This window comes from Mesorhizobium sp. GW821-FHT07A06 (assembly GCF_059419085.1).
The window spans coordinates 181,345-208,125 of sequence record NZ_JBWKRC010000006.1; the positions used below are offsets into that span (position 1 = coordinate 181,345).

At 63.8% G+C, this 26,781-nt stretch carries 27 protein-coding genes; 15 read left to right on the forward strand and 12 right to left on the reverse strand.

What is annotated here, in order from left to right:
• Positions 1 to 40 precede the first annotated feature (40 nt).
• On the reverse strand, positions 41 to 1,663 hold the full coding sequence (locus AC07SZ_RS20840; RefSeq protein ID WP_494915669.1) for an FAD-binding oxidoreductase: 1,623 nt from the start codon (positions 1,661 to 1,663) through the stop codon (positions 41 to 43).
• Between the two features lie 190 nt (positions 1,664 to 1,853).
• On the reverse strand, positions 1,854 to 2,093 hold the full coding sequence (locus tag AC07SZ_RS20845) for a DUF1344 domain-containing protein (protein WP_494915670.1): 240 nt from the start codon (positions 2,091 to 2,093) through the stop codon (positions 1,854 to 1,856).
• Between the two features lie 430 nt (positions 2,094 to 2,523).
• On the opposite strand from AC07SZ_RS20845, the gene AC07SZ_RS20850 reads away from it, so the two are divergent.
• The gene (locus AC07SZ_RS20850) at positions 2,524 to 3,018 is read left to right on the forward strand and encodes a YegJ family protein (protein WP_056578863.1); all 495 of its coding nucleotides are present in this window, start codon (positions 2,524 to 2,526) and stop codon (positions 3,016 to 3,018) included.
• Positions 3,019 to 3,033: 15 nt separating this feature from the next.
• Here AC07SZ_RS20850 and AC07SZ_RS20855 read toward each other — a convergent pair whose 3' ends face one another.
• On the reverse strand, positions 3,034 to 3,984 hold the full coding sequence (locus AC07SZ_RS20855) for a DUF3137 domain-containing protein (RefSeq protein WP_056579022.1): 951 nt from the start codon (positions 3,982 to 3,984) through the stop codon (positions 3,034 to 3,036).
• Between the two features lie 192 nt (positions 3,985 to 4,176).
• The gene (locus AC07SZ_RS20860) at positions 4,177 to 5,238 is read right to left on the reverse strand and encodes a CapA family protein (protein WP_494915671.1); all 1,062 of its coding nucleotides are present in this window, start codon (positions 5,236 to 5,238) and stop codon (positions 4,177 to 4,179) included.
• A gap of 172 nt (positions 5,239 to 5,410) precedes the next feature.
• Here AC07SZ_RS20860 and AC07SZ_RS20865 point away from each other — a divergent pair, with 172 nt between their 5' ends.
• On the forward strand, positions 5,411 to 6,667 hold the full coding sequence (locus tag AC07SZ_RS20865) for a hypothetical protein (protein ID WP_494915672.1): 1,257 nt from the start codon (positions 5,411 to 5,413) through the stop codon (positions 6,665 to 6,667).
• Positions 6,668 to 6,864: 197 nt separating this feature from the next.
• On the opposite strand, the gene AC07SZ_RS20870 is transcribed toward AC07SZ_RS20865, so the two are convergent.
• Together AC07SZ_RS20870 and AC07SZ_RS20875 are read right to left on the reverse strand one after the other, a co-directional pair.
• Positions 6,865 to 7,329, reverse strand: a complete 465-nt coding sequence (locus AC07SZ_RS20870) for a TauD/TfdA family dioxygenase (protein WP_494915673.1) — start codon at positions 7,327 to 7,329, stop codon at positions 6,865 to 6,867.
• A complete protein-coding gene (locus tag AC07SZ_RS20875) occupies positions 7,259 to 8,059 on the reverse strand; it encodes a TauD/TfdA family dioxygenase (RefSeq protein ID WP_494915675.1) in 801 nt (266 codons plus the stop codon). Before AC07SZ_RS20875 ends, AC07SZ_RS20870 begins: the two co-directional genes overlap by 71 nt.
• A 100-nt stretch (positions 8,060 to 8,159) precedes the next feature.
• Here AC07SZ_RS20875 and AC07SZ_RS20880 point away from each other — a divergent pair, with 100 nt between their 5' ends.
• Complete coding sequence (locus tag AC07SZ_RS20880; protein ID WP_081295143.1) at positions 8,160 to 9,089, forward strand: LysR substrate-binding domain-containing protein; 930 nt, start codon at positions 8,160 to 8,162, stop codon at positions 9,087 to 9,089.
• 21 nt (positions 9,090 to 9,110) lie between these two features.
• Here the strand turns inward: AC07SZ_RS20880 and AC07SZ_RS20885 are convergent, their stop codons facing one another.
• From AC07SZ_RS20885 to AC07SZ_RS20900, 4 genes are read right to left on the reverse strand one after another with little or no spacing between them, the layout of a single operon-like run.
• Entirely contained in the window at positions 9,111 to 9,389 is a 279-nt protein-coding gene (locus AC07SZ_RS20885) for a hypothetical protein (protein ID WP_056578874.1), read from the reverse strand.
• Positions 9,390 to 9,413: 24 nt separating this feature from the next.
• A complete protein-coding gene (locus AC07SZ_RS20890) occupies positions 9,414 to 10,349 on the reverse strand; it encodes a hypothetical protein (protein ID WP_056578877.1) in 936 nt (311 codons plus the stop codon).
• Positions 10,349 to 13,054 (reverse strand): polyamine aminopropyltransferase, encoded by a 2,706-nt coding sequence (locus AC07SZ_RS20895; RefSeq protein ID WP_056578879.1) that lies wholly within the window; start codon positions 13,052 to 13,054, stop codon positions 10,349 to 10,351. The genes AC07SZ_RS20890 and AC07SZ_RS20895 overlap by 1 nt, the downstream gene beginning before the upstream one ends.
• Before the next feature lie 54 nt (positions 13,055 to 13,108).
• Positions 13,109 to 13,978 (reverse strand): protein-L-isoaspartate O-methyltransferase family protein, encoded by an 870-nt coding sequence (locus AC07SZ_RS20900; RefSeq protein WP_494915676.1) that lies wholly within the window; start codon positions 13,976 to 13,978, stop codon positions 13,109 to 13,111.
• On the opposite strand from AC07SZ_RS20900, the gene AC07SZ_RS20905 reads away from it, so the two are divergent.
• The 8 genes from AC07SZ_RS20905 to AC07SZ_RS20940 all read left to right on the forward strand — a co-directional run bounded on the left by AC07SZ_RS20905 (position 13,977) and on the right by AC07SZ_RS20940 (position 23,240).
• On the forward strand, positions 13,977 to 14,336 hold the full coding sequence (locus tag AC07SZ_RS20905; RefSeq protein WP_155772538.1) for a hypothetical protein: 360 nt from the start codon (positions 13,977 to 13,979) through the stop codon (positions 14,334 to 14,336). The genes AC07SZ_RS20900 and AC07SZ_RS20905 overlap by 2 nt on opposite strands.
• Positions 14,337 to 14,496: 160 nt before the next feature.
• Entirely contained in the window at positions 14,497 to 16,125 is a 1,629-nt protein-coding gene (locus AC07SZ_RS20910) for a DUF2778 domain-containing protein (RefSeq protein WP_494915677.1), read from the forward strand.
• Positions 16,126 to 16,251: 126 nt separating this feature from the next.
• Entirely contained in the window at positions 16,252 to 19,533 is a 3,282-nt protein-coding gene (gene uvrB, locus AC07SZ_RS20915) for an excinuclease ABC subunit UvrB (RefSeq protein WP_494915678.1), read from the forward strand.
• Positions 19,534 to 19,906: 373 nt separating this feature from the next.
• A complete protein-coding gene (locus AC07SZ_RS20920) occupies positions 19,907 to 21,433 on the forward strand; it encodes an ABC-F family ATP-binding cassette domain-containing protein (RefSeq protein WP_056579028.1) in 1,527 nt (508 codons plus the stop codon).
• Positions 21,434 to 21,542: 109 nt separating this feature from the next.
• A complete protein-coding gene (locus AC07SZ_RS20925) occupies positions 21,543 to 21,929 on the forward strand; it encodes a nuclear transport factor 2 family protein (protein ID WP_056578891.1) in 387 nt (128 codons plus the stop codon).
• 94 nt (positions 21,930 to 22,023) lie between these two features.
• The gene (locus tag AC07SZ_RS20930) at positions 22,024 to 22,206 is read left to right on the forward strand and encodes a hypothetical protein (protein ID WP_494915680.1); all 183 of its coding nucleotides are present in this window, start codon (positions 22,024 to 22,026) and stop codon (positions 22,204 to 22,206) included.
• 161 nt (positions 22,207 to 22,367) lie between these two features.
• Complete coding sequence (locus AC07SZ_RS20935) at positions 22,368 to 22,784, forward strand: VOC family protein (RefSeq protein WP_056578896.1); 417 nt, start codon at positions 22,368 to 22,370, stop codon at positions 22,782 to 22,784.
• A gap of 102 nt (positions 22,785 to 22,886) precedes the next feature.
• Positions 22,887 to 23,240, forward strand: coding sequence for a DUF1428 domain-containing protein (locus AC07SZ_RS20940; RefSeq protein ID WP_056578899.1), 354 nt, complete (start codon positions 22,887 to 22,889; stop codon positions 23,238 to 23,240).
• Between the two features lie 55 nt (positions 23,241 to 23,295).
• On the opposite strand, the gene AC07SZ_RS20945 is transcribed toward AC07SZ_RS20940, so the two are convergent.
• Positions 23,296 to 24,930, reverse strand: a complete 1,635-nt coding sequence (locus tag AC07SZ_RS20945; RefSeq protein WP_494915681.1) for a tetratricopeptide repeat-containing sulfotransferase family protein — start codon at positions 24,928 to 24,930, stop codon at positions 23,296 to 23,298.
• Between the two features lie 187 nt (positions 24,931 to 25,117).
• Positions 25,118 to 25,342 (reverse strand): hypothetical protein, encoded by a 225-nt coding sequence (locus AC07SZ_RS20950; protein WP_056578905.1) that lies wholly within the window; start codon positions 25,340 to 25,342, stop codon positions 25,118 to 25,120.
• Between the two features lie 327 nt (positions 25,343 to 25,669).
• Between AC07SZ_RS20950 and AC07SZ_RS20955 the strand changes: the two genes are divergently transcribed.
• The 4 genes from AC07SZ_RS20955 to AC07SZ_RS20970 all read left to right on the forward strand — a co-directional run bounded on the left by AC07SZ_RS20955 (position 25,670) and on the right by AC07SZ_RS20970 (position 26,751).
• Complete coding sequence (locus AC07SZ_RS20955; protein ID WP_056578908.1) at positions 25,670 to 25,876, forward strand: cold-shock protein; 207 nt, start codon at positions 25,670 to 25,672, stop codon at positions 25,874 to 25,876.
• Between the two features lie 162 nt (positions 25,877 to 26,038).
• A complete protein-coding gene (locus tag AC07SZ_RS20960) occupies positions 26,039 to 26,308 on the forward strand; it encodes a hypothetical protein (protein WP_056578911.1) in 270 nt (89 codons plus the stop codon).
• The gene (locus AC07SZ_RS20965; RefSeq protein WP_056578914.1) at positions 26,305 to 26,571 is read left to right on the forward strand and encodes a hypothetical protein; all 267 of its coding nucleotides are present in this window, start codon (positions 26,305 to 26,307) and stop codon (positions 26,569 to 26,571) included. Before AC07SZ_RS20960 ends, AC07SZ_RS20965 begins: the two co-directional genes overlap by 4 nt.
• Positions 26,572 to 26,613: 42 nt before the next feature.
• Entirely contained in the window at positions 26,614 to 26,751 is a 138-nt protein-coding gene (locus tag AC07SZ_RS20970; protein ID WP_171883285.1) for a hypothetical protein, read from the forward strand.
• Positions 26,752 to 26,781 lie beyond the last annotated feature (30 nt).

Sequence of the window (26,781 nt, forward strand, 5' to 3'; positions counted from 1 at the left end):
TTCCCGGAAAAACCACTTCACGCTTTTCCTGGAACTGCTCCTACGCCATCCCGCTCAGCGCCTTGATGGCACGATAGAAGGTCGAGGAAAACAGTTCCGTCGGGTCATGTTGCCGCTTCGCGGCCAGGAAGGCCGGCAGTTCGGGATAGGAGGCCAGCAACTCCCTGGCCGTGTAATGCAACTGGTAGGGCAGGAAGAAGCGCCCGCCATGCTTGATCGTCACATCGATCAGCGCCCGTGTCAGCGCCCGCATCCTGGCATTGCCGTCGGCATCGGTGGGCTGGTTGATGTAGAGCACCAGCGAATAGGCGGGCTCCGGCGCGTAGGTCAGCGCCACATCCTCCTTGTGGACGATGCGCACCGAGGCGTTGAGCACCGGCAAAGACTGGTTGCGCAGGATCTCGCGGGCTTCGTTGATGAACCCGACATAGGCGGCGCGTGGAATAAAATATTCGTGCAGGATATCGGTTTCGTCAGCCAAATCGTTGAACAGATACGGCACCGAATCATGCATCGGATTGTTGCGGGTGACGAGGCAGGCCTCGCCTTGCGCCATGGCGGAGGTACGCGCCACCGTGCAGCTTTCGAACTTCGGCTCCAGCGTCTTTTCGGTGAACCACTTCAGCTCCTGGAACACGCTGCCCCATTTCGCCAGGTTGATGATGACCCGCTTCAGTCCGACGCCCTCCGGTTCGCCGATTTCAGGCTGGTCGGCCGGCGGCTGGTCGGCCACCTTGTCGTAGCGATAGACGATCATGTCCTCGAGGAAATTGCCGGGTGCCGTCGACAGGTGGCCGTAGAACAGGCCGATATCCTTGTTCGGCTCCAGCACATCGGCGAAGAATCTCGGGAAATCGTCGGATCTGATGATCTCGCGCGAGGTGCGGTAGACCACGTTGTCGACGATATCGAGCGTCGCCTCCAGCACCGCGCCGAACAGGCCGTAGCCGCCGACGACGTGGCGGAACAGGTCCGTGTTCTCGCTCGGCGAGCACGTGGACACCGACCCGTCGGCCAGCATCACCCGCATGGAGCGGATCGAGCCGGCCACCGAGCCCGCCTGATGGTCCATGCCGTGCGCGTTGACCGACAACGAGCCGCCGACTGAAAAGATGTCGGTCGATTGCATCGCCTTCACCGCGAAGCGCGGATGCAGCAGGTTCTGGATATCATGCCAGCGCGCGCCCGGCTGCAAGGTCATGGTCATGGCCGCCGCGTCGACGGTGACCTTGTTGAATTTCCTGAGGTCGAGCACCAGGGCGTTGTCGTCGAAGGCATGCCCCCCCATCGAATGGCGGATTGCGGCCAGCGATACTTTCAGCCCGTTGGCGCGTGCGAAGGCCAACGCCTTGGCGATATGATCTTCCTCGCTGACCTCGACCACGCCATAGACCGGTGTCCGCGACAGGCCGCTGGCATCGTTGATATCGCCGCCCCTGGCCGACCAGGGCAGCGAGGGATCGAAGGCTGGGACATTCTCCGGTGGCTTCAGCGGCAGGGCTATGCCGTCGATATCAGCGATACGTCCGGCATTCTTCGGCCCCGAAGGCCCGCGCGCCAGCCGTGCCATGGTGGTGCCGCCCCACAGCATCGCGCCACCGACCACCGCCGCGCCGAGCACCAACCGGCGCGACAGGCGAAACCCTTTCCGTTCGTCAGCCATGCGGATCCCCCGTTGCCCAAGGGATAGCGCGGCTCTTTGGCGAAAACCATAGGGGGGCTGGGCAGAGCCGTGGCGCCACTTCGGCATCACGGTGGCTGATGTTCCGACATCACGGGGCTAGTCTCGCTGGGTTGCGCTGCCCCTCATCCGCCTGCCGGCCCTTCTCCCCGTGGGGAGAAGGGCGAAGCCTCTACGAAGCCTTGATCGACGTCACCATGCCGGTCTTGTCGTCGACAGTTACCGCCACCTTGGCGCCGACCTTCAATTTGCCGATCTTCGCTTCCGGCGACAACTGGTAGATCTTGCCGTCGTCGAGCGTGATCGACTTGGTCGTCGGATCGACCGCCTGGATGGTGCCCTGGACGGACGCGGCATAGGCCGTGCCGAGGAAGGCGAGCAGAGCGGCTGTGGTTGCGAGGGTCTTCTTCATCGATAGCACTCCGTGCTGTTTCAATTTTCCGGGCCGTCGCCTTGGGCAACGACGACAGCACCGAACGAGCCGACACTGGCCGCAAAGCCTGCTGGCTGCAAATCACGTTGGATGAATTTTTGCAAACAAAATCAGAGGCTTAATTCTGACACATTGCTTGCGGCCGGTGTGACATCCAAGCGTCTCGGTTTCCCCGATGAGCGCACTTCATTCCATGAATAGAGTCCTTTAACCGGATTGCGGCGGACGGCCTCCAACCATCACGCCACTGCCGCAATCCGCATCCCCGACATCACGAAACAGCCTGATGGGAGTCCATCGGGACAAATTTTGTTTCATGGATCGGTGAAACGCCGGACGAACACCATCCGTCGGTTGAAAACCCGAAACCGATGCACGATGGTGTCGACTATTGTGGAAAGGGAAGCTCATGAAGCTCGCGGTTCGCACCATGCTGTCCCTGATGTTGGCCTTGGCTCCGATTTCGGCCAGGGCGCAAGATTCCCAGCAGGGCGACGACAAGGTCGTTAACGTCGCCAGGGATGACCCGGATATGACGGCGGCCATTGCCCAGGCGCGCGCCAGCCTCGATCAATTCCTGGCATTGTCGGACGCACCACCAGCTGGAACGTCAGACTACAAATTGAAAGTCGAGGTCAGGGACGGCGACACCTCGGAACATTTCTGGATCATCCCCTTCCATCGGACCGCGACCGGGTTTGCCGGAACATTGGCGAATGAACCGCAGGCCGTCCACAACGTCGTGGCCGGCCAGGAGCTCGAATTCACCCGCAACGATGTTTCCGACTGGGGCTATACCAAAAACGGCCGCCAAGTCGGCAGCTTCACCGTCTGTGTGTTGTTCAAGACAATGGCGAAGGAAGACGTCGACTATTATCGTGAGAATTATGGCTTCGACTGCTGACGACGAGTCGGCAGATCAACCTGCCTCGTCCTTCACACCGATCTTGCGCACCAGTGCGGCCGTCGCCAGCATGGCGCCCATGTCGGAGATCATCGGCGCCACATGCCTGGTGTAGTCGAGCGGCACCGAAATCTCAGGCAGCTCGAAGAAATTCTTCGCCTGCGGCAACAGCAGGAAACCGTCCCCGCCATTGAGGGCGACGCGGGCCGGATCGTCCGGCCAGGTTTCACCGAGCCATTTCAGCGCCTGCGCCAACCGGCCGGTCACCAGCGGCCGTGCCGCCTCGATATTGTCGGTGCGGAATTCATAAGCCGCGTCGATCAACGGCTCACCCGACGACAGTTCCTGCAGCTTGGACCCGAACAGGCCGCGGAAGAAGCCGACGACAGCGTTGGTGCGCCGCGTCGCCACCAGGATTCCCGGGAACGGCTCGACAGCCTCGAAGGCGACGATGACGCCCTTGAAGGCGGTCGATGAGCCCTTGCCGGTCCCTTCCCGCAGTTCGGCTTCGTAAAGCTCGAATGGAAACTCTTCGTAGCGCCCGGAAACGACATCGTCGAAGGCTTGCCGGTTGAAAGGCCCGACCGCCTCACGCGGCAGCCGGTCGAACGAGTTCGGCCTGCCGCCATGCTGGTAACGCACCTCGCGGATGAAGCCGAAGATGATCGGCAGCAGCGTGTCGCGGAACGATTGCTGCAGCCGCGTCGCCGGCTTGATGGCCTGGAAGTAGAGCAGGATCGAGGCGGCGAAGCCGATGAAATAGAGGAACACATGCGGCGTCGAGAACCATTGCTCGTTGGGGTCCGCGACCTTGTTGAACAGCCAGGCGATCACCACCACCGCCGCCAATGTCAGGCCGACGAACAGCGGCACCCGCCAGCGCACCTGCCGCGCCGCCGAGGCCCGCGCCGCCTCATAGGCCTCGATATTCTTCCGGATGCCGGCGATGACAGTTTCATCAGGCATGAAATCCGCTGTTTCCACCGCCGCCCCCGCTGTCTCGACATATTCATGATAGCTGGTTTTGCAGGAGCGGCGCCAGACGGATGGCGCTTCTTCCTTCTCCCCTTGTGGGAGAAGGTGGATCGGCGCGTCAGCGCCGAGACGGATGAGGGGTGTTCCAGCGGAGTGAGACGCTGGCATTCCCTGGAGCACCCCTCATCCGTCGCCTTCGGCGACACCTTCTCCCACAAGGGGAGAAGGAAAGATCGCCCTCAGCCGCTGCTCGAACTTTCCCCGCATCCCACCGTCCAACTCCTCGACCGGCACCAGCCGCTCATGGCCCTTGCCCCGCAGCCGCACGAACGGATGCATCCGGTAAGCCGCTACAGCACCACGCGTCCCCTCCTCCGCGCTGACATCGACCACGAAAATCCCGCCAATGCGCCCCGGCCACGGCTGGCGGGCAAGCGCGGTGCCAAGGAAATCGCCGAGCCCGTAGGCGACGATCGCGTTGCGCATTCGTTCCACCGGCTGCACCACATGCGCATGATGGCCGGCGATCAGCCCGACGCCCTGCCCGGCCAGGCGCCTGGCCAAAGCCCGCGTCCCGGCGCGCGGAAAATGCCGGAACTCCCAGTCCCAATGCGGCACCGCGCAGAGAAGATCGACGCGCGGCCAGCTTTCTGGATCGCTGGCCATCGAAACGCGCCCGGCAAACAGGTGTTCGTCGGTATTGCGCCACAGTGTGAAGGCCGCCAGGCCGACATCCAGCGGCCCCACCTTGACCATCTGCACCGGGCCATTGGCGGCCAGGCCGATGGTGCGGATGCCGAGCCGCTTCAGTGCCGCCACCGTCTCGTCGAAACCCGCGACGCCCTGGTCGAGCACATGATTGTTGGCCAGCGAAAGCACGAGCCTTTCGCGCGCAAGACCGGTCGCGGCGAGCGCCTCGGCCAGAAAGCGCTCGCTCATCGCGTGGTGCGTGCCGAGCCTGGTGCCCAGCACCGCGCTTGGCCTGTCCACGACAGGGCTTTCGCAATTGCCGATCACAAGGTCGGCGCCGCCAAGCAGCGCCTTGATCGCCGGGTCGCAGTCCGGCGCACCGCGGTTGGCCACCGCCGAGATGTCGCCGACGAAGGCCAGCCGCACGGTCTGTGCGGGTAGCGGCTCCATGAGCGTTCCCGACGCTGGCGCAAACCCATCGGCGCCACCGCCAAGCGACGGTTTCAGGAAACGCGGCAGCCAGGACAATTTGTAGGAAAGCGGATAGTTCGACACGCAATGTCCAATCGTTTGCCTTGTGTAGACGGTCTGCCGGACAGGTTGAAGCGTGTCGGTCGACAATCGCACATCTTCGACGATGACCGGCTGGGCCACACCGACACCGGCGGGCGCGACGCCGCAAATGGTGTATATTTGCTCGGCGCGACACATAGTTTTGGGGGAAAAGATGAACCGAATTTCGAGCCTGCTGGCATCCGCCCTCATTGTGCTTTTGCCCTTGTCTTCCGCCGGCGCGGCCATGCCCGAAGCGGCAACCGCACTGTTCCAGGCCAAGACCGTGGCGGCGCGCGACAGCGCCCTGTCGACGCTGGAGGCGGCCGCACCGAAAGATCCGGCATCGGCCTATGCCGCCGGCGCCGGCGAATTCTTCACGGCGCTTGAATTGCTCGCCAGCGGTTTGCACCGGCACGGTTTCGAAAGCCCGCAATCCTTCATGCTGCCGCTGATGCAGTTGCCGGTGCCGCCCAATCCGAACCCCGAGCCGCTGACCTACGAACAGTTCCGCGCCATATTGGTCACCTTCCGCGACCGGCTGGAAAAATCCGCCACCACGCTGGGCTCGGTGCCGGCCGATGCCGATATCGGCATGGTCATCGACCTCACCCATGTCGGCATCGACCTCAACGAGGACGGCACCATCGCCCCGGATGAGAGCATGGCGGCGATCATGGCCGCGCTGTCGCGTGGCAGCATCTCGCAAGGCGATAGCGCACCCGCGCTCACCTTCCGCTTCGACCGCGCCGACGGCTATTGGCTGCAGGGCTATGCCGAGTTCCTGATGGCGCAGGCCGATTTCTGGCTGGCGCATGATTTCAAAAACACTTTCGACGGCTCCTTCCACATGCTGTTCCCGCGCGCCAGGCTGCCGTTGCAGGATATTCTCGTGCCGCCGCCGAGCGAGATGGGCTCGAACATCTTCTCCTCGGAATGGCGCATCGCCGATTTCATCTCGATGGTGCACATGATCAACTGGCCGGTGGTCGAGCCGGAACGCCGCAAGGCGGCGCGCCAGGAATTGCTCGAGATGATCCGGCTGTCGCGCGAGGACTGGAAGGCGATCCGCGCCGAGACCGACAATGACCGCGAATGGCTGCCCGGCCCGCAGCAGAAGGGTGCAAACCCGCTGACGGGCCTCGAAGTCGGCGAGGAACAGGTTCAAGCCTGGCTCGCCGCCTTGACCATGGCCGAGGATTTGCTCGAGGGCCGTGCGCTGCTGCCGCACTTCCGCATCACCGGCAAAGGCATCAACATGAAACGCTTCTTCGACGAACCCAAGCCCTTCGACCTGGTGCTGTCGATCACCGGCCCGGGGATTGCGCCCTATCTCGAGACCGGCAGGATCCTGACCAGCGAGGATTTCGACCAGATCCAGCGCGAGTTCGGCGGCGGCGGGTTTTTGACGTTCGCGCTGTGGTTCAATTGAGCGGCCTGTCAGAACTTGGGTTCCTCGCCCCCGCAAAGCGGGGGAGAGGTGGCCGCGAAGCGGTCGGAGAGGGGGCTGCGGCGCCGGCAAGTTCGCTCTGATTATTCAACGCCGCGCCGCCCCCTCTGCGTCTCGGCTTCGCCGAGCCACCTCTCCCCCACTCTCGTGGGGGCGAGGAGCCCTCATCTTGTGAGCCCTCAGAAAATCGCCCCCTGATACAGCACCGCCTCGGCCTCCTCCGGCGCAAACCGCCGCGCCAACGTCCGAAACGCGCTGTGCACACCATCCCGGTCGATGTTGCAGCTTCTGAGATGCCGCACTGCAAGCGTTGGATCAAAGGCGCTTCGGCCATGCAGGACGCGCTGGTTGTCGAAGACCAGCACTTCGCCCGGCTGCAACTGGTGCTGGAACTGGTTCTGGGGATCGCGGATCAGCCGCGTCAGTTCGGCAAGCGCTTCGATCAGCCCATCGATCCGGTCAAGGGGCGCCCATTGCGGCGCCAGGCAGCGGTCATTGTAGCGGATGCCGGTGACCGCGCCTGCGGCATCTAGGCTGATGACATGCGCCTCGGCGCTGAAGAACACCTCGCCTTCATGTTCGCGGTGGAAGGTAACGCCGTGCCGCGCCAGGAGATCGAACAGGTCGGGGGTGCGCGTCCGCATCAGTTCGGCGACATGAAAGCCGTCGACCATCAGCGAGGCCGGTGCCGGCGCCCGTGCGGATGGCGTGGAAGAAGATGAAGCCCGGCGGCGCGTAGCGGAACGGCTCGTCCGTGTGCGGGATCTGCGCCCGCGCCGTCTCGCCCGCCACCCGCGCATCGGGCCGCGAGATGAGATCGAACACCTTGCCGTAGCTGGTCTCGCGGATCGGCCCGTAGCGGCCCGCGACCCGCGCCGTTGCTTCCGTCTCGGCCGGAACGCCGGTCAGCATCGCGATGCCATGGTCCCTTAGCGCCCGGAGCGACTGGAACAGCGCTTCGTCATTCGCGACCACCGCGTCGAAGGCGAAGCGACCGAGCCGTGCGGTGAGATCGTCATTCCAAAGTTGCGGCCGGAAACGGGCCGGACCCGAGCCGCCGGCATGACCCGCCAGGACGGTCGAATCGTAATGCGACACATGCCCGTCCTGCCAGATGGCCGTGACCAGCCCCGGCACGGAGACATCGAAACTTTCCGCATGGATTGCCTTGTCGACATCAGCCGGCGTCAGCCACCTCTTGCCCGAGGCGGTGTCGCCGCATTGCCCGCATTCGCAGGCCAACCGCAGCCAGCGCGTCGAGAGTTTTGCCGATCGGCCGTCCGCCAGTTCGACGGCAATGCGTGCGCCTTCCGCGCGCATGGCGCGGATCGGCGCGACGGCATGTCTTTGCTGTTGCTTTGGCGTGTCGAGCATCTGGCGTCCCCTGCGGTTGAATTCCTTCGACCAGCCTAGGCAAGGAAAATCCCGTAATCAAACGAGTTTCCTTCTCCAAGCTTTGAGCTAAATTCAAAACATGACGACGCTTAGGGATTTACCGCTATCGGGGTTGCGGGCGCTGGTGGCCGCCGCCAGAGCCGGCAGCTTGACGCGCGCGGCCGAGGATCTGGGCGTCACGCCCGGCGCTATTGGCCACCAGATCCGGCAGTTGGAAGAACGGCTGGGCGTCAAGCTGGTCCGGCGCGAGGGCAACGGCATCGTGCTCACCCGTACCGCCGAGGCCGTCTTGCCCGATATCGATCGCGGCTTCGATGCGCTGGCCTCCGGCATGCGCCGGCTGCGCTTCGAACGACAGGCCGAAACCTTCACCATCTCGGCCGATCCGTCTTTCGCCTCGCTTTGGCTGGCGCCGCGCCTGGCCATGGTGCGGCCGGCCTTGGGGCGGCTCGAGGTTCGCATCGTCGCTTCCGTTGCGCTCGATGCCATGGCCGAGGAAGGTGTGGACCTTGCCATCAGCTATCGCAAGGGATCGGCATCTGATATCGCCGCACTCGACCTCTTCACCGAGCGGGTCATCCCCGCCTGCGCACCGACGCTGGTCCAGGATCGTGCCGGGCCGGACAGGGCCGAAGTGCTGGACAGGATGCCGCTGCTGCATATCGACCCGATGATGGGCGACGATGTCTACCCCAACTGGCGGGACTGGTTCGTTGCTGCGGCGCGGCAAAGGAAGGACATCGACCAGGGTCCGAGCTTCGGATTGACCATCATCGCCGCGCAAGCGGCGATTGCAGGCATGGGTGCGCTGCTGGCCAGCGAACTGGTGCTGCGCCGCCATCTGGACGCTGGCCATCTCATCGAGATCGCGCGCGAAGTACCGGCCCTGACCATCAGGCGCCGCCTCGCCTGGCCCGAACACGGCCCGAAAGCACGCAGCGCCGCGACGGTGGCGGCGGCGCTTCTGGCGGCGGCCGGCGCCGGCATCGATGGCGCCCTGCCGCGGTGAAACTCTATCGCCCGACGCCCTTTAGAAAAACAGCCGCTGTAGCCGTAGAAGCCCGGCCACCGCGCCGGCAATGAGCGCGTTCGAGATCACGCCGATCGCAGCGGTCGTCCAGGCGATGTCGCCGGACTGGCCGAATATCACGAACGGAAATCCGGCGGCGATGACGACAATCGCCACGAGCAACCCAAGCCAGCCGACATTTGGCCGCTTGGCCACCCGGCTGAGGAAATAGGCGATCCCGACCAGCAGAATCCTGAGCGGGTCCAATATCTGGGCAATGACGATGGCGGTCAGAAGCATGGCCGGGAACTGAAACCTCCAAATCTAGCGCTGGAATCCAGACAGCCGGGCAAGCAGCCATTGCACCGGATTGCCGACGAAGGCGCGGGTGACGAACGTATCGTGGGCGGCGTCCGAGGCAAGGAAGACAACCGTCCCGGCTTCGAGGCGGCGTGGCGGATCGGAACTGGCGTTGATGCCCTGGCCCGCCAGCAACTGCCTGATCTCGGCATTGCCGGAGGCCGAGGATTTGCCATAGGCGCTGACGAAGAAACGCTTCCGGTGCCGCGCGACCCAGTTGGCGAAGATGTCGGCCTCGTCGAAGACGGCGTCGAGCAGGATGACGCCGAGCAACCGGTCGCCGACGTCACCATTCCTGAGAATAAAGGCGGCGGGATTGTAGCCGCCACTATAGGCGACCAGCACCACCGGCATGGCGTCGAATTTCGCCACCTTGGCGCCGGTCAGCTTGGCCAGGCCTTGCGCCGCCTCGGCCATGAACTCCGCAAAATAGCCCGGCGTCCAGAAATTGCCGGCGCTGGAATCCTGCGCGTTGCTGGCGAATTGCGGCGCCACCAGCACGGCGTTGAGGCCGGAGGCCTCGACCTGCGCGACGACACGCTGGCGACCGACCACATCGCGCTGCAAGGTGGCGCCATTGCCGTGGAAGAACACGACAATGACCGCCGGCTTGGCCGGATCGAAGCCTTTTGGCACGGCGAGCAGCGTCGAGCGGTCGGAATAGGTCTCGTTCTCCCAATAGATGCCGCCGCGCGGCGAGGTGTGACCGCGCCTTCCGTCCGCCGCCGTCACGTCGAGAAACGGCGCGGAGCCGTCGGGCAGCTTGCCCCGGTAGGGAAAGGGTGACGCCTTGAACGGCACGATGGTCGAGATGGCCTTGTGCAAGCGCGCCCCCTGGCTTGCCACAGGAAACGCCGCCGTGGCCAGCAGTCCGGCAACGATGGCGCGCCGGTCCGGCATCAGGCCGCCACCAGCCGCACATCAGGCGCCTTCGACGGCAACAGCACGGCGAAGAAGGCCGGGATGGCGATGAGATAGGCGATCGCCGACCATTGCAGCACGGCGCTCAGCCCGAAGCTGGTGGCGATGATAGGCACAGCGGCCGAACCGATGACCGAGAAGCAGCCATTGATGCCCCAGGCCCAGACGAACAGATGCTCCTTGCCGAGCCGCGCCAGCCAGGTCATGGCGATGGCCATCGGCATGCCCATCAGGAAGGCCGGCGGCGACACCAGCAGGAAGCAGAGCAGCAGCCGCACCGCATAGGGATAGGCGCCGATCCGGTCGAGCACCGGCGACAGATAGAAGCCATAGGCGAAGAGCAGCACGCAGACCGCCAGCAGCACGACGGGCAGCAGCGTCCTGGCGCGGTCGAAGATGCGCTCGGCGAACAGGCTGCCGAGCCCGGAAAACACCAGCATCGAGGAGATCAGCACCGAGGCCGACACGGTCGGATTGGCGAGCGCCACGGTGAAGCGGCTGATCAGCCCGACCTCGACCATGATGTAGCCGAGGCCGAGACAGGCGAAATAGAGGATGGTGCCGAGCTTGCCGCGCGAGCGCGAGAACACGATGCGCCAGCCGAAGATGACCGGCAGCAGCACCAGCGATGCGGCCGTGATGCAGGTGATGCCGAGCGTCGCCCAGATCAGCAGGTAGCCCCAATCGTCCTGGAACAGGTCGAGCCGGTCCAGCGTGCGCGGCAGGTCGGCGACCTTCACATAGGCCGCGAAATAGGGCTGGTCGTTGCTCAGCGCTCGTGCGTCGAAGACATAATCGTTGGCAAGCTTCTGCCAGCCACCGGTCAAGAGCGCATGCCAGGTCATGCGTTGCAGTTCCGTCGCCGGCAACACCTGCGGGCCGGCCTCGCCGCCGGCGCCCGCGCAGGCATCGAGCGTCGGATCGGCGGGTGCCGTCGGATCGCAGTCGGGGTTTGCAGGCCCGGTAGCGTCGGCTGGCGCGGTCGCATCGGCGGCGGGCAGCGTCAGCGTCGCGTCCTGTCCGCTGCCGAAGATCGAGGCACGGTAATCATCGAGCACCTTTTGCGCGCCCGAACCGTCATAAGCCATTCCCGGATAATAGACTTCCTCCCAGGACATCGACCTCGTGTAGTCCCGCAGCGTCTTGATCTCGGCCTCGGTGAAGCCGCCGCGCTTGAACAGCACCGTTGTCGTCGACAGGTAGCTCGACACGGCGAAGATGTCGTTGGCCGCGCCTTGGCTGTCGAACGTCCTGGCGGCCTCGGCGATGGTCGCATAGAGCTTCAGCACCGACTTCGGCGGCTCTTCCTTGTTCCACAAGGTCACCGACAGCACGCCGCCATCGGCCAGGGCGTGCATGTAGCTCAGCATCGCCTCATGCGTGTAGGCGTATTTCTCCGAAATGGCGAAGCCGCCGGGATTGGACAGGCCGACGCTGTCGGCGAGGCTGAGGTCGATGACGTCGTAGCGCTCTGTCGTGTTGGCGAGGAACAGCCGCCCGTCATAGTCGATCACCTTGAGCCGAGGCTCGGCCAGGATGTCGCCGGTCACGTCCTTCAGCACCGGATCGCGGAACGCCCGCAACGTCATCGGGTTGCTCTCGGCGACGGTCACCGAGGTCGATCCGGCATTGAGCGCGGCCTGCGTCGAGATACCGCCGCCGAATTGCACGACGAATGTCTTGGGCTTGTCCTTGATGACATAGGGATAGTGCATCGGCAGGTAGCGGAAATAGACCTGCTCGGCCGGCGCCAGATTGCGCATGATACCTTCCGGCCCCTCGCCGTCGCGATACATGCCGACATAGGTGTTGGCCGGAACCTCGGGCATGCCGAAGGCGGCGTTGTCGCTCAGGCCCGGCGCGAAATGCATGTAGGAGCTGGCATAGACCTGCAGGTCGCCGAAGGGCGAGACGCTGCGGTAGATACGCTTGCCGTCCGGGAAGTTGCGGGCATAGGCGACACCCTTGTACTGCGACACGGCGATGTCGGGGATGCCGAGCAGGCCGGGCAGCATGAGATAGCCTGATATCGACAGCGCCGCGACGACCACGCCGGCGACGACACTCTTCCAGGCACCGAACGCGAGGAACCACAGCAGCGCCCCGGCTGCCCACAAAAGCAGCGGCACGACGATGATGGTCTCCGGCGCGAAAAGATAAAGCGACACCAGAACCACGAGGCCGGCCAGCCCCGAACCGGTAAGGTCGGCGAAATAGACGCGGCCGAAGGCGGTGCGGCTTTTCAGGAAGACGATGCCGAGAAAGAAGGCACCGGCCAGGAACGGCAGGAGATAGAGCAGGAAATTCGCCAGGAGTCGCCACTTCTGCTCGGGGTCGGAAACCAGGAAGATGGCGTTGAACGGCACTGTCTGGGCAATGAGGTTGGAGCCGACCGCGAGCGGGCCGATCAGCAGCAGGGCCGCCGTGGCGGCAACTTGCCAATGGCGATCGAACCAGCCCTTGCCGGCGAAGATGACGACGCTGGACAGCGAGAAGCCGAGCATGGCGAGGCTGACCACCAGCGAGCCGAAATGCGACCAGCTGCCGACAGCGAAGACGCGCATCACCGCGATCTGCAGCGCGATGATGGCGCCGGCGATCAGCCCGACCGCCAAATAGTGCGCGAACCGCGGCGCCTCGAGCGAGGCGATGCTTGGCCGGGAGGTCGATACGACAGCCGTCATTCAAGCCCCTTGATGCGGCGGTTCAGCCCAACAGGCTTGGACCGGCGCGGCAACTCATCCGTTGTGCGTGCCGACGATCTGGTCGCCTTCCAGCTTGGTGAACGGCACGAACGGCACCACCTTGCCATTGTAGATGTCCGAGCGGACGATGTTGAACGTGCCGTCGGCGAGTTGCTGCTTGATCACCTTCAGCACGTGCTGGGCGCCCGGCGGACCGACCGGAATGACCATGACGCCGTTGGGCTTGAGCTGCTGCAGCAGCGAAGGCGGGATGTGGTCGATGCCGCAGGTGACGATTATCTTGTCGAACGGGCCGACGCTCTCCCAGCCATAATAGCCGTCGGCACTGCGGCTGGTGACGGAGCCGAACACGCTGTAGCCGCGATCGATCAGCGCGTCATAGGTGCGGCGGGTGCGCTGCGCCAGCGGATGGATGATCTCGATCGTGTGTACCTTGTCAGTGAGATTGGCCAGATAGGCCGACTGGTAGCCGGAGCCGGTGCCGACCTCGAGCACGGCTTCGCCAAACTGCACATCGATAGCCGTCGTCATGCGCCCGACGAGATGCGGGCCGGAAATGGTCACGCCGTAGCCGATGTCGAGGAAGGCATGATCATAGGCTCGCGCCAGATTCTGCGGCAGCACGAATTCCTCGCGCGGAGTGGCGAGGAAAGCACGCTTGTTGCGGTCGTCCAGCACGTCCTTGTTGTAGACCATGACCTGGAAGCGATCGAATCGCTCGGCCAGGAACTTCGGATCCTCGCCCCGATTGGCCACCATCCAGTCGATGAACGATTTTTTGTCATTGAATGGGAGTTCGGCGTTGCGGTCGTAGGGAACCGGCACATTGGCCCTGACCGAGGCCGGAAGAATGGAAAACGCCGCAGCACCCGCCGACAGCGCCAAGAAGTCGCGACGCTTCATGGAAAAAGCCTCCAAAAGTGGCCTTTGCCACCCCAAAACCAAGCACTTTAATCCGATTGCACCGCCTCCCAAAACGAGTCAATGGCCGCCGGAAGGCAGCCGCCGGGCTCAGGATTTTGTGGCAGGAGGGCAACAGTTCGGCCGATCGACAGGGTCTTTTTCGGCCGAAACGATCGGCAACCACCCCTCACCCAGCATGATCCCGGGTGGCTTTTTGCTGATTTGGCGCAGGCTGTTTCGCTTGACTCGGCCGTCAAAAACAGGCAGCAAACTTGCTTCGGAAGGGCTGCAATACCGCGTGCATGATCGTGGACGAGCCTTTTTTGGCACAAAGTCCACGTCTCTTGGTTGGTTTTGAGAGGGATTGGTTAACCAACTTTGTCCATATTTTGAAGCAATCGGCAACCAACGACAGGCGCGGCAAACGCGTCGGGGACCACCTGGGATCACTCGCAGAATGGTCGTCGCGGCTGACAAGGCCACGTACGGGGAAAACCGATTGGAGCAAGATTGGTTGCATGGCGTTGTCGAGTAAACGAAAAATAATCCGGGACCAGCGCGAGGGCGGCGAGTTCGTCGATGCGCCTCGCACCCCTTCCTTCAACCCGCAACGGCTCGTCCGCTGGGTCGCGGTGCCCGGTGTCAGCGCTGCCGTCGGCCTCTGGCTGGTCGGCACCATGGCCGGCCTCAGTTCCGTGGGCGCCTCGTTGTCGGCGACATCGGGCGGCCTGCCGCAGACGCTGTCCATGCCTGGCTCGCTGGCGCTGGCCGATCCGCTGAAGCAGCATTTCCTCATATCCTCGGCGCCTTTCGTGCTCGCCAATGCCCATGGCGGCGCGCAGGCGCTGCACGATCATGCCGTGCAATGCGGCGCCAGTTGCTTCAAGCTGGCCCGCGTGAGCCCGCTGGCGAAGAAATCCGCACGCCTGGTGGCGCAGGCAGAACCGGAACAGCCAATTGTGAAGTCGAAAGCGCAGGAGCGTTTCGAACGCGTGGAAGCGTCGCTGTCGCCGACCAAGCTTGCCGCCGCCCTTGCCGGTGCCGGCAAGCCTGTTGCCACGGCCGACGCCCGCCCGGTGATTTCCAAGGCCGCGCCGCGGATTACCGAGGCCTCGCTGGTGCCTTCCGTTCAGGTCATGGCCAGCCTGTCCGATGACATGCCGGCTCCAGCGGCGGAACGCTTCGCTCCTGCCGATACCGGTTCGGTTGTCGTGCAGACCGCGCCCGCGCCGATGGGCTTTGCCCAGTCGGAGACGCCTGACAATGCGCAACTGGCGCTGGCCCTCGTGCAGTCGATGCCCGTCGAGGACGAAGCATTCGCCTCGCCGCTGCCGATGACCGAATCCTCCGCCGATGTCGCGGTTGCGCCTGTCGAGACCCAGCAGGAACAGCCCGGTGATGCCGCCTCCTTGCCGGATGCGCTGACCGACGACGTGCCGCTGCCGACCCGTCGTCCGCAATATGACGCGCCGCAACCCAAGGCCGTGGAGCAGGATGAGCCGGCGCCGCAGCCCAGGATTGCCCAGCCCAAACTCGCCCAGCAGAAGCCGGCGCCGCAGGCAAGGCCGGGCCAGCAAGCCCAGCCGGCAAGGCCAGCCCGCGCCGGCCGGTCTGGCGAAGGCGGCGACGTGCTGGCCTATGCCAGGCCGGATACGCCCTCTGGCGGCCTCGGCCAGGCGTTCAGGAACCTGTTCAACGGGCCGAGCGCCGGAAGCGGAGCCGGCCACGGCGTCGCCGTCTATGACATCAGCGCCAAGACCGTCTACATGCCCGACGGCCAGCGGCTCGAGGCACATTCGGGTCTCGGCGCCATGGTCGACCAACCGCGCTATGTCGACGTCAAGGATCGCGGCCCGACGCCGCCCAACACCTACAATCTGTCGCTGCGCGAATCCCGCTTCCATGGTGTCGAGGCCATACGCCTGACACCGGTGAATGGCGGCAACAAGTACAACCGCAACGGCCTGCTCGCCCACACCTACATGCTGCGCGGCGGCCGCGCCGAGTCCAATGGCTGTGTCGTCTTCAGGGACTATGCCCGCTTCCTCGCCGCCTTCAAGAAGGGCAAGGTCACGCGGCTCGTCGTGGTGCCGCGCCTGAACGGATCGGCGACCCGCGTGGCGGCGGACAACGCACGCGGCGCCTGACCGCGACAGGCAGGCAATCCTGGCACTGCCTCCTCCTGACAGCCTTCTGTCAGGAGCTGCGTCGGGGCATGCGGCTTGCCACATCGCGCTCTTTCCATTTTCACCAAGACCTCCCATATTCGGGTCATGGCCAAATCCCCCGAAAAAAGAACGCCGCCGACGGCGGACGACCGCGCCGCGCCGAAGCGGCGCAGCCCACTGACAGATTTCCTCGACGCCTCGGAGCCGCTGCACAGGGGCGGCTTCGCCGAGATGCCTCAGCCCGAACTGTCGGGTACGCCGCTGACTGGTTCGATCGCCGACTGGGCCGAGCAGATCGAACAGGAGGCGGAACGCGAAGGCCGCCCCTTAATCTCCCCCCTCGAGGGGGAGATGTCGCCAAAGGCGACAGAGGGGGTCGCCGCGGAAGGCACCGCTGAAGCGCCGAGCCCGGTCGAACCGACCCCACCCGGCGGCTCTGCCGCCACCCTCCCCTCGAGGGGGAGGGAAAGCGCCAAGTCGAAGAAGATCCCCCAACGCTCCGCCGCGCCCGGACGCACCGCCCGCGGCACCTCGATGGGCGGCGCGGCCACCGCCCGCGAACGCGCGGCGGCGGGCCTCAATCCGGTCGCCGGCCTCGATGTTTCGCTGGAAGAAGCCGAGACGATGACGTCGAGCGGCGTCACGGCGACGGTCGCCGCTCTGTCGGCACTGATCGAATCCGGCAATCCGCTGCACAAGGACGGTGTGTTGTGGACACCGCACCGTCCCGCCCGGCCGGAAAAGTCCGAGGGCGGCATCACCATCAAGATGGTGTCGGATTTCGAACCGGCCGGCGACCAGCCGACCGCGATCAAGGATCTTGTCGAAGGCGTCGAAAACAACGACCGCACCCAGGTGCTGCTTGGCGTCACCGGCTCCGGCAAGACCTTCACCATGGCCAAGGTGATCGAGGAGACGCAGCGCCCCGCCCTGATCCTGGCGCCCAACAAGACGCTGGCCGCGCAGCTCTATTCCGAGTTCAAGAAATTCTTTCCCGACAACGCGGTGGAGTATTTCGTCTCCTATTACGACTACTACCAGCCGGAAGCCTACGTCCCGCGCACCGACACCTTCATCGAGAAGGAATCCTCGATCAACGAGCAGATCGACCGCATGCGCCATTCGGCGACGCGGTCTCTGCTCGAGCGCGATGACGTAATCATCGTCGCCTCGGTGTCCTGCATCTACGGTATCGGCTCGGTCGAGACCTATACGGCGATGACCTTCCAGATGCAGATCGGCGACCGGCTCGACCAGCGCGCTTTGCTCGCCGATCTCGTCGCCCAGCAATACAAGCGCCAGGACATCAATTTCGTGCGCGGCTCGTTTCGCGTGCGCGGCGACACGATCGAGATCTTTCCGGCCCACTTGGAAGACCGCGCCTGGCGCATCTCTATGTTCGGCGACGAGATCGAGCAGATCACCGAGTTCGACCCGCTGACCGGCCAGAAGACCGGCGAGCTGAAGAGCGTCAAGATCTACGCCAATTCGCACTATGTGACGCCGCGCCCGACGCTGAACCAGGCGATCAAGTCGATCAAGGAAGAACTCAAGCACCGGCTGGTGGAACTGGAGCGGGCCGGCCGCCTGCTCGAAGCACAGCGGCTGGAGCAGCGCACCCGTTTCGACCTCGAAATGCTGGAAGCCACCGGCTCCTGCGCCGGCATCGAGAACTATTCGCGCTACCTCACTGGCCGCCAGCCGGGCGATCCACCGCCGACCCTGTTCGAATACATTCCCGACAATGCGCTGGTCTTCATCGACGAAAGCCACGTCACCGTGCCGCAGATCGGCGGCATGTATCGCGGCGACTTCAGGCGCAAGGCGACGCTGGCCGAATATGGCTTCCGCCTGCCCTCCTGCATGGACAACCGGCCGCTGCGCTTCGAGGAATGGGACGCCATGCGCCCGCTCTCCGTCGCTGTTTCGGCGACACCTGGCAGCTGGGAAATGGAACAATCCGGCGGCGTCTTCGCCGAGCAGGTCATTCGCCCGACCGGCCTGATCGATCCGCCGGTCGAGGTGCGCCCGGCGAAAAGCCAGGTCGACGATGTCGTCGGCGAGATCCGCGAGACCACGGCCGCCGGTTATCGCACGCTGGTCACGGTGCTGACCAAGCGCATGGCCGAGGATTTGACGGAATACCTGCACGAGCAGGGCGTGCGCGTGCGCTACATGCACTCCGACATCGACACGCTCGAGCGCATCGAGATCCTGCGCGATTTGCGCCTCGGTGCCTTCGACGTGCTGGTCGGCATCAACCTTCTGCGCGAGGGCCTCGACATTCCCGAATGCGGCTTCGTCGCCATTCTCGACGCCGACAAGGAAGGATTCCTGCGTTCGGAGACCTCGCTGATCCAGACCATCGGCCGCGCCGCCCGCAACGTCGACGGCAAGGTCATCCTCTATGCGGACCAGGTCACCGGCTCGATGGAGCGAGCGATGGCCGAGACCAACCGCCGCCGCGAAAAGCAGATGGAATGGAACGCGGCCAACGGCATCACGCCGGAATCGGTCAAGTCGCGCATCTCGGACATTCTCGACTCGGTCTACGAAAAAGACCACGTCCGCGCCGACATCTCGCAGTTCACCGACAGCGCCGGCGCCATGATGGGCAACAACCTCAAGGCCCATCTCGACGCCATGGAAAAGCAGATGCGCGACGCCGCCGCCAATCTCGACTTCGAGAAGGCCGCGCGCATCCGCGACGAGATCAAGCGTCTGCGCGAGATGGAACTCTCGATCTCCGAAGACCCGCTTGCCAAATACGCCGACATGGAAAGCCCGGTCTCGGGCCGCGAAAAGGGCAAGCACAACAAGGGCGTTGCCAAACACCGTACGGCGGAGGAGCAGGAGCGGTTCCGGAAGCTCGACGAAGCGCGCGCCGCCGAAGAGGCAGCCAAGGCGGCCCGGCCCAACCTCTTCCGCAAGCCGGCGCTTGACGAGATGGGCGCCGATGGCGCCGTGCCGGTGAAGAAGCCGCTCTTCGCCAAGCCATCGATTGACGACATGGGCCCGGGCACCGACATGCCGACGCCGGCGGGTGCCGTGTCGCGCTCGCTGTTCAAGAAACAGTCCGCCCAGGAAGCACACGGCTCCGATTTCGGCATTCCCGGCGAGCCGGTCAAACCGCTGTTCAAGAAAAACTCGCTCGACGAGATGACGGTGCGGCGCACCGAAAAGCCGGTCGAGGGAAAGATGCCGGCAAAGCCCCAGCCGATCTCCGCCCAAGCGAGGGCCGGCAGGACAGAGGGGGCCGCGAAGGAAGGCGACGATTCCGCCAAACCAATCGTTCGCCAGCGCGCCGGCATTGGCTCCTACGAGGATCCAGGCGATGCCCGCAGAGAGAAGCGCCGGCCGGGCAAGACGGGGCGGCCGGGGTGGTAGCGCTCTTCCCTTTCTCCCGTTGTCGGAGAAGGAAACTTCGCTCCACTTGCCTCCACCCCTGCCTTTGGTGTAATCGCTCCACACACTCGAACGTCTTGAAAGGAGGGCTCACGTGTTTACGTTTCATCGTCACCATCGTCAGCGTGGCCCGATTTCTGCCCTGCGAGCTAGCTTGCAGGGCTGACCAGGGACGGTCCGGGTTTTTTCCCGCTTCGATTTTTTGGTCTGCCCTTCGTGGTGCGCAACACCGAGCCTGATGGCCAGCACGCGCACCGTCAAAGTGCATCCGGAGGTGTCTCCGGCAAGAGCGCATGACCCCAAAACCCGGATGGTTTTCGGAAAGGATCATGCGCCAACCAAAAAGCGGAATCCAATGGCCCTGATCAGCCTCAAATCCCTCGGCGTCACCATGAGTGCGCCGCTTTTCGCTCACCTCGACCTCACCATCGGCACTGGCGACCGGCTCGGCATTGTCGCCGCCAATGGCCGCGGCAAGTCGACCTTGCTGAAATGCCTGACCGGCGAGATGGAACCGACCTCCGGCGACATCACCCGCACACGCGGCCTGCGCGTCGGCCATGTCGAGCAGGCCGTTGCCCCTGCCTTGCTTGGACGCACCTTCCATCAGGTGGTTGCCGATGCCTTGCCGCCCGAGCAGGCCGACAGCGAGATGTGGCGCGTCGACGTGGTGCTGGATTCGCTCGACGTGCCCGAGCCGATGCGCGAACGGGAAATGCGGGCGCTGAGCGGCGGCTGGCAGAGGCTGGCGCTGATTGCCCGCGTCTGGGTCACCGATCCCGACGTGCTGCTGCTCGACGAGCCGACCAACCATCTCGACCTTGCCCGCATCAGCCAACTGGAAAGCTGGCTGAACGCCCTGCCGCGCGAAGTGCCTGTTATCATCGCCAGCCACGACCGCGCCTTCCTCGACGCCACCACCAACCGGACGCTGTTCCTGCGGCCGGAACAATCGCCGGTGTTTGCGCTGCCCTACTCCCGCGCCAGGCAGGCGCTCGACGAGGTCGACGCCTCGACGGCACGCAAGTTCGAACGTGACATGAAGGTCGTCCAGCAGCTGCGAAAGCAAGCCGCCAAGCTCAACAACATCGGCATCAATTCCGGCAGCGACCTTTTGACGGTGAAAACCAGGCAGCTCAAGGAACGGGCGGAAAAGCTGGAAGAGGCGGCGGTATCGGCGCATCGCGAGAAATCGGCCGGCGCAATAAAACTGGCCAATCGCGGCACCCACGCCAAGGTTCTGATCACGCTCGACGACGCGGCGGTGGAAACGCCGGACGGCACGCTGCTGTTCAGGACCGGCAAGCGCCATATCTGCCAGGGCGACCGCATCATTCTGCTCGGCCGCAACGGTGTCGGCAAATCGCGCTTCGTCGGCCTGATCCGCAACGCCGTCGTCGAGCCCGACACGATCGCGAATGTGAAGGTGACGCCGTCGACGGTGCTCGGCTACAGCGACCAGGCGCTGTCGGGCATCAGCGGCGACGACACGCCGCTGGCGATGGTGTCGCGCCGCTATGATGTTGGCGAACAGCGCGCCCGCTCGTTGCTTGCCGGCGCCGGCGTGGTCATCGAGATGCAGGAGAAAAAGATCGGCGTCCTGTCCGGCGGCCAGAAGGCGCGGCTGATGATGCTGGCGCTGAGGCTCGCCAACCCCAACTTCTACCTGCTCGACGAGCCGACCAACCATCTTGATATCGATGGCCAGGAAGCGCTGGAGGAAGAACTGCTCAAGCACCAGGCCAGCTGCGTCCTGGCCTCGCACGACCGCTCCTTCATCCGCGCCATCGGCAACCGCTTCTGGCTGATCGAGAAGCGGCGCCTGACCGAGGTCGAGGACCCCGAGGACTTTTTCCGCCAAGTGGCTGACGCGGGTGGTTGAAGGCGATGCCTTTGGCCGGGCCGGCATTCGAGCTTGCCGGCCCGCACTTTCCCGCCAGCCGAAAAAGGCGCATCCTCAGGGTTTCGCAAGCCGAGGGAGGAGACCGGTCATGCGCGGGGTGGACGTCGTCAAGACCCTTTATGATGCCTATGCGAAACGCGACATCGTGGGCGCGCTGGCCCACTGCTCCGACGACGTCGTCTTCCGCTGGGTCGCCGAACCGCAGGCGCCTTATATCGGCACGGGCAACGGCAAGCAGGAATTCCTTGCCCGCCTCATGGGGCTCGACGGTGATTTCGAATACCGGAACTTCGTCCCGGTGGACATTATCGACGGCGGCGACAAGGTCGCGGCGCAGGTCGAAATCCATTTGACGCGAAAAACCACCGGCAAGGAATTCGTCATGCGCGCCGCCAACTTCTGGACCCTGCGCGACGGCAAGGTCATCGAGATGGTGGAATATTACGACACGGCGCTGGCCGCCTCGGTCAGCTGAAATAATTTCGACGACCTGTCGGATCGCCTGAACCCGCCTCGTCCTTGGGATGCCTACACGATGATGCCGGCATCAACCCAGGGAGAACCTTGTCATGTCCGTCCTTTCATCCATCGGTCGCATCGCCACCCAATATGCGGCAGCACGAGCCCGCCATCGCAGCGAACGCATCCTGCTCTCGCTGCCAGCCGAACTGCGCAAGGACATCGGCTTTCCGGAACTCTTCGACGCGCAGAACAGCCGTCGTGCAACCACCTTCGCGGCCAAGGTCATATGACCGCGGCCAGCCTGTCCATGCGATTGTCGCTCAAGACCTCCAGTCGTCCGGCCTGCCCGGGCCCGGCCCGCTAAAAAAATTTTCGCGGCCATGTAGAATTGCCGTCACCTCGTGCGTCCTAGGCTTTGCAAGGCCAAGCCAAATGCAAAGAGGAGCAAGACATGACCGACCAGACCCCACCACGAGCCGAAGTGCTTGGCGGACTGACCCCCTATCTGCAGGTCGACGGCGCCATCAAGGCCGCCGAATTCTACAAGAAGGCCTTTGGAGCCGAGGAAGTCTTCGCCTATCCGGCTGACGAAAAAGGCCGCACCATGCACATCCATCTCCACATCAACGGCTCGACGCTGATGCTGGGCGATGCTTATCCCGAACACGGCCACCCGCATAAGGATGCGCAAGGCTACACGCTGCAGCTCCATCTCGACAACGACGATATCGACGCCTGGTGGCAACGCGCCGTCGATGCCGGCTGCGAGATCGTGACACCGCTGCAGGTGATGTTCTGGGGTGACCGCTGGGGCCAGGTGAAGGATCCGTTCGGCGTCGCCTGGGCGATGAACGCGCCGGTGAAATAGGTTCCCTGGCGAGCAGGCGTCGCCCGCCAGGGTTGACGCGCTCACCGCGCCGGGTCGTACCCCCGCCGACCCGGCGCTCATTTTTCAACAGAGGAGTTTATCATGTCCTATGTCGATGGTTTCGTGCTGGCCGTGCCAAAAGCAAAACTCGACGACTACAAGAAGCTCGCCAACCTCGCGGGCCCCATATGGATGGAACACGGCGCGCTGGCCTATGTCGAATGCATCGGCGACGACGTGCCCTATGGCGAGGTGACCTCGTTTCCGCGTGCCGTCCAGGCAACGGACGACGAGATCGTCGTCTTCGCCTGGGCGGTCTATGAATCCAGGCAAAGCCGCGATGCGGTGATGGCCAAGGTGATGGCCGACCCGCGTTTGACACCCGATCTGGGCCCCATGCCCTTCGATATGAAGCGCATGATCTTCGGCGGCTTCAAGCCGTTCATAGAGCTTTGAATTGCTCGGCCCCAAGGTAGGTTTGGATTGAGGTCAGGCCGGCCTCACCTCAATATCAGCCTAGCTTGTCGAGCAGCGGCTTCAGCCGATCGCCATAGCGCTTCCACAGATCGACCGAGCCTTGATACATCGGCTGGCGCACCTGCGCGGCGGAAGCCGTGCGCACCGGCCGGTCGGTATCGTGGAAGGACAGCACGGCATCGTCCCATGGCAGGCCGAGATAGTCGATGAGGGCCCGGCTCTGCCCTTCCTGATCGGCGACGAAATCCTCGTAGCGCACATCATGCACGACGCCGGGCAGAACGCTGTGCCAATGCGCCATGATATCGGTGTAGAGATTGTGGAAATCTGCGAGTTCGCCCAGGTCGTAGCCGTAGCGGTGGCTGTCGCCCCGGAAATGCACCTTGTAGATCGACAGGCAGGTTGCCGCCGCATCGCGGGCGACGTGGATGATCCTGGCCTTCGGCATCATCATGTGGATGAAGCCGATTAGCAGGAAGTTGCCCGGCATCTTGTCGGTGACGTGGCTGATATGCGGATAGCGGGCATGCAGCATGTCGAGATAGGCTTGGCCTGCCTCGGCAAAATCCGAATCGTCCACGTCCGATACACCCCAGGGGAAGCCACCCGGCATGGTCGACGGGAACTGCTTGCCGACCGCCTTCTTCAAGATGCTGAGCTCGCCCGCGCCATAGACCTTCGGATGGCTGGCGATGATCTGCTCGACCAGCGTCGTGCCCGAACGCGGCATGCCGACGACGAAGATCGGCGCGTCATCGGTGATTGGGCTCGGTCTGTGCCTTTCGAAGAACCCGGCATCGAATGCCGTCTTCATCGCCTCGAAATCCGCACGCGTCCTGACGGGATCGTAGTTGATGCCCTTGCGGCGAATGGCATTGCCTTCGGCGAAATAATCGAAGGCCCTGTTGTAGTCCTTCAAATCGTCATTGGCCTTGCCGAGGCCGAAGGACAGTTGCATGCGTGCCAGGCTGTCCTGTGGCGCCTTGGCGTGCTGGGCTTCCATGCCGGCCAATTCGGCATCGCGCTCCTTCTGGCGCTTGACCTGCGTCAGCATCAGCCAGGCCGTGGCCATGCCGGGATTGATCGCCAGCGCCTGCCGGAACAGATCGGCCGCCTCGTCAAGCTTGCCCTTTTCCATAAGCCCGACGCCGAGCCCGTGCAGCAGGTCGGCATCCTTGGGGCGGATGGTCAGCGACTCGCGAAAAGTCGCCAGCGCCTCATCCAGCCGCCCGGCTTCCTGCAGGGTTTCGGCAAGCCCAATGCGGGCGCGCACATGAAATGGATTGCGCGCGACCGTGCCGCGATAAATCTCTTCGGCCTCCTCGAACTGGCCGAGCTGGTTCAGCGACGAGCCGAGATTGTCGCGCGCCGCGAGCTGGTCCGGCCGCAGATCGACCGCTCCACGGAAGAAATCGATGGCCGCGGCAACGCGGCCGAGGTCGCGCATCACCGTGCCGAAATTGTTGAGGAAATCGGGATTCGTGGGCTGCAGGCTCACGGACTGCTCGAGAAGATCCAGCCCTTCTTCACTGCGTCCGGTCTGATGCAGCAGCAGCCCCAGGAAATGTGCCGCGGCCGCGTGTCTGGGCTGACGCGCCAGCACCTGCCGGTAGATTGACTCAGCCTCTTGCCGGCGCCCTGCCTGGTGCAGTTGCAGCGCCTGCTGCACATACTGGTCGAGGCCCAGCGGCGGCTGTCCGCCCGCGCCAGACCTGGCTCCCGCACCCGCCGCTCGTCTCTGATCTCTGTTAATGGGAAACCTGCCGTGTTTGTCCGCCTCCCGCGATCTAGGCCATTGGCGCGGCGGGTTCAAGTCTCCGTGTGGTTCCGCGGCCTTTCCATCGCCCTGAACGCGATCAGATCAGCCGGTTGGTCTCGGCGACCTGTCTGGCCCGCCTTGCGGTGCCATCGGTATCGGCGATCGTTCGCCTTGCCGCCTCATCGCTTCTGATGGTCAGCCGTGCCGACTTGACGATCATCGGCTGGCCATTGGGGCCAACGGCAATGGCATGTATGGCGATTGGCTTGATGACGGGATTGACCGCGACGGTCTTCGCCCTTGAGCTTCTTGTGGAAACCATGGTTCTATCCTTATTCCGGAGTAAATAAAAATATGAGCACTGGGAAAATACCCCAGCGCGCTCTCAAGAATTTTTAGAAATATGCCAAACCATAGCAGAAATATCTGAACGTCTATAGCGATCTATTTTTCGGCTGCGGCGAGTTTATTTCCTGAATCACCTTGAAGTGGTCGCCCGATCGATCTACATAAAGGACATCGTTTTGGCCAGAATTGGCATCTCGCGGCGTCAGAGGTTCTCGACCCGCCAAATCTCATTCCAAATCGTTGCTACCGGACGCGCCGCACCTTCGCCGCGCGACGATCTCTCGATACGCGAAAGACACATATGAACACCGGAACCGTGAAGTTCTATAATGGCCAGAAGGGCTTCGGCTTCATTCAGCCGGCCGATGGCGGCAAGGACGTTTTCGTCCATGTCAGCGCGCTGGAGCGCGCCGGTTTCCCGGGGCTTGCGGAAGGCCAGAAGCTTCAGTTCGAACTGGAGCGTGACGGCAAGGGCCGCGATTCGGCCGCCAATCTGCAACTGATCTGATCAGGCCGAATTCGATGAACGCTGACCACGGATGTACTGGCAGCTCTCGAAAGAGGCTTATTTCCAGCGATAGCCGGAGATAGGAAAGCGGGGCTTGTCCCCGCTTTTTTTGCATTGGGTTTTACATGACGCCCAACGCGTGGGCACATCAAGGCCAGGACAATGTCGGACCGAACAACCCATTCCATCGCGCATTTCGCGGCTCCCTTCATGCTCGGCGGGCTGGAAGGACCGTTGCCGGCTGGCGACTACGACATCGATCAGGACGAAGAACTGATCGAGGGCGTGTCACGCATTGCCTGGCGCCGCGTCGCCACCTTTATTCACCTGCCTGCAAGGGCGGTGAAAAACCCGGCCACCAGCCAGCTTGTCGCCATCGACCACCTCGAACTCGAAAACGCGCTGAAGCGCGACCGGGAGAATGCAGCATGATCCGATTCCAGCAGAATGCGCGTCCGCGCACAGACACCCCCTCGCATCTCTTCGCCATCGGCCAGACCGTGCGCATGAAAAGCCGTGGCGGCCTCCTCCTCAAGACGGCCGAACTGTTCGAGATCAAGAGCAGGCTGCCGGTCAAGGACGGCTCGCCGCAATACCGCATCCGCAGTGACCAGGAGACCCACGAACGGGTCACCACCGAAGACAATCTCGAACCGGCCGGCAATCCGGTGGTTGGCAACAATCCGGCGGCCTGAGACCTCAGCAACGTCAGACAACCCGCACGAGGAGCAGACAATATGGCCAAGGGCCAACAGCGCAGCAACCGCGAAACACGCAAACCCAAGAAGGACAAGGTGGTGGCCAAGCCCGCCTCTCCGTTCGGCTCGTCGGTCAAGCAGGCCGAGAGCGGCCTGAAGCCGAAATCGAAGGGCTGACAGCCTGGGGTGCCTCGCGCGCGCCATCCC

Coding starts and splice junctions, on each gene's coding strand:
- AC07SZ_RS20840 (WP_494915669.1), bottom strand. CDS start 1,663: ATGGCTGACGAACGGAAAGGGTTTCGCCTGTCGCGCCGGTTGGTGCTC.
- AC07SZ_RS20845 (WP_494915670.1), bottom strand. CDS start 2,093: ATGAAGAAGACCCTCGCAACCACAGCCGCTCTGCTCGCCTTCCTCGGC.
- AC07SZ_RS20850 (WP_056578863.1), top strand. CDS start 2,524: ATGAAGCTCGCGGTTCGCACCATGCTGTCCCTGATGTTGGCCTTGGCT.
- AC07SZ_RS20855 (WP_056579022.1), bottom strand. CDS start 3,984: ATGCCTGATGAAACTGTCATCGCCGGCATCCGGAAGAATATCGAGGCC.
- AC07SZ_RS20865 (WP_494915672.1), top strand. CDS start 5,411: ATGAACCGAATTTCGAGCCTGCTGGCATCCGCCCTCATTGTGCTTTTG.
- AC07SZ_RS20870 (WP_494915673.1), bottom strand. CDS start 7,329: ATGCGGACGCGCACCCCCGACCTGTTCGATCTCCTGGCGCGGCACGGC.
- AC07SZ_RS20875 (WP_494915675.1), bottom strand. CDS start 8,059: ATGCTCGACACGCCAAAGCAACAGCAAAGACATGCCGTCGCGCCGATC.
- AC07SZ_RS20880 (WP_081295143.1), top strand. CDS start 8,160: ATGACGACGCTTAGGGATTTACCGCTATCGGGGTTGCGGGCGCTGGTG.
- AC07SZ_RS20885 (WP_056578874.1), bottom strand. CDS start 9,389: ATGCTTCTGACCGCCATCGTCATTGCCCAGATATTGGACCCGCTCAGG.
- AC07SZ_RS20890 (WP_056578877.1), bottom strand. CDS start 10,349: ATGCCGGACCGGCGCGCCATCGTTGCCGGACTGCTGGCCACGGCGGCG.
- AC07SZ_RS20895 (WP_056578879.1), bottom strand. CDS start 13,054: ATGACGGCTGTCGTATCGACCTCCCGGCCAAGCATCGCCTCGCTCGAG.
- AC07SZ_RS20905 (WP_155772538.1), top strand. CDS start 13,977: ATGGAAAAAGCCTCCAAAAGTGGCCTTTGCCACCCCAAAACCAAGCAC.
- AC07SZ_RS20900 (WP_494915676.1), bottom strand. CDS start 13,978: ATGAAGCGTCGCGACTTCTTGGCGCTGTCGGCGGGTGCTGCGGCGTTT.
- AC07SZ_RS20910 (WP_494915677.1), top strand. CDS start 14,497: ATGGCGTTGTCGAGTAAACGAAAAATAATCCGGGACCAGCGCGAGGGC.
- uvrB (WP_494915678.1), top strand. CDS start 16,252: ATGGCCAAATCCCCCGAAAAAAGAACGCCGCCGACGGCGGACGACCGC.
- AC07SZ_RS20920 (WP_056579028.1), top strand. CDS start 19,907: ATGGCCCTGATCAGCCTCAAATCCCTCGGCGTCACCATGAGTGCGCCG.
- AC07SZ_RS20925 (WP_056578891.1), top strand. CDS start 21,543: ATGCGCGGGGTGGACGTCGTCAAGACCCTTTATGATGCCTATGCGAAA.
- AC07SZ_RS20930 (WP_494915680.1), top strand. CDS start 22,024: ATGTCCGTCCTTTCATCCATCGGTCGCATCGCCACCCAATATGCGGCA.
- AC07SZ_RS20935 (WP_056578896.1), top strand. CDS start 22,368: ATGACCGACCAGACCCCACCACGAGCCGAAGTGCTTGGCGGACTGACC.
- AC07SZ_RS20940 (WP_056578899.1), top strand. CDS start 22,887: ATGTCCTATGTCGATGGTTTCGTGCTGGCCGTGCCAAAAGCAAAACTC.
- AC07SZ_RS20950 (WP_056578905.1), bottom strand. CDS start 25,342: ATGGTTTCCACAAGAAGCTCAAGGGCGAAGACCGTCGCGGTCAATCCC.
- AC07SZ_RS20955 (WP_056578908.1), top strand. CDS start 25,670: ATGAACACCGGAACCGTGAAGTTCTATAATGGCCAGAAGGGCTTCGGC.
- AC07SZ_RS20960 (WP_056578911.1), top strand. CDS start 26,039: ATGTCGGACCGAACAACCCATTCCATCGCGCATTTCGCGGCTCCCTTC.
- AC07SZ_RS20965 (WP_056578914.1), top strand. CDS start 26,305: ATGATCCGATTCCAGCAGAATGCGCGTCCGCGCACAGACACCCCCTCG.
- AC07SZ_RS20970 (WP_171883285.1), top strand. CDS start 26,614: ATGGCCAAGGGCCAACAGCGCAGCAACCGCGAAACACGCAAACCCAAG.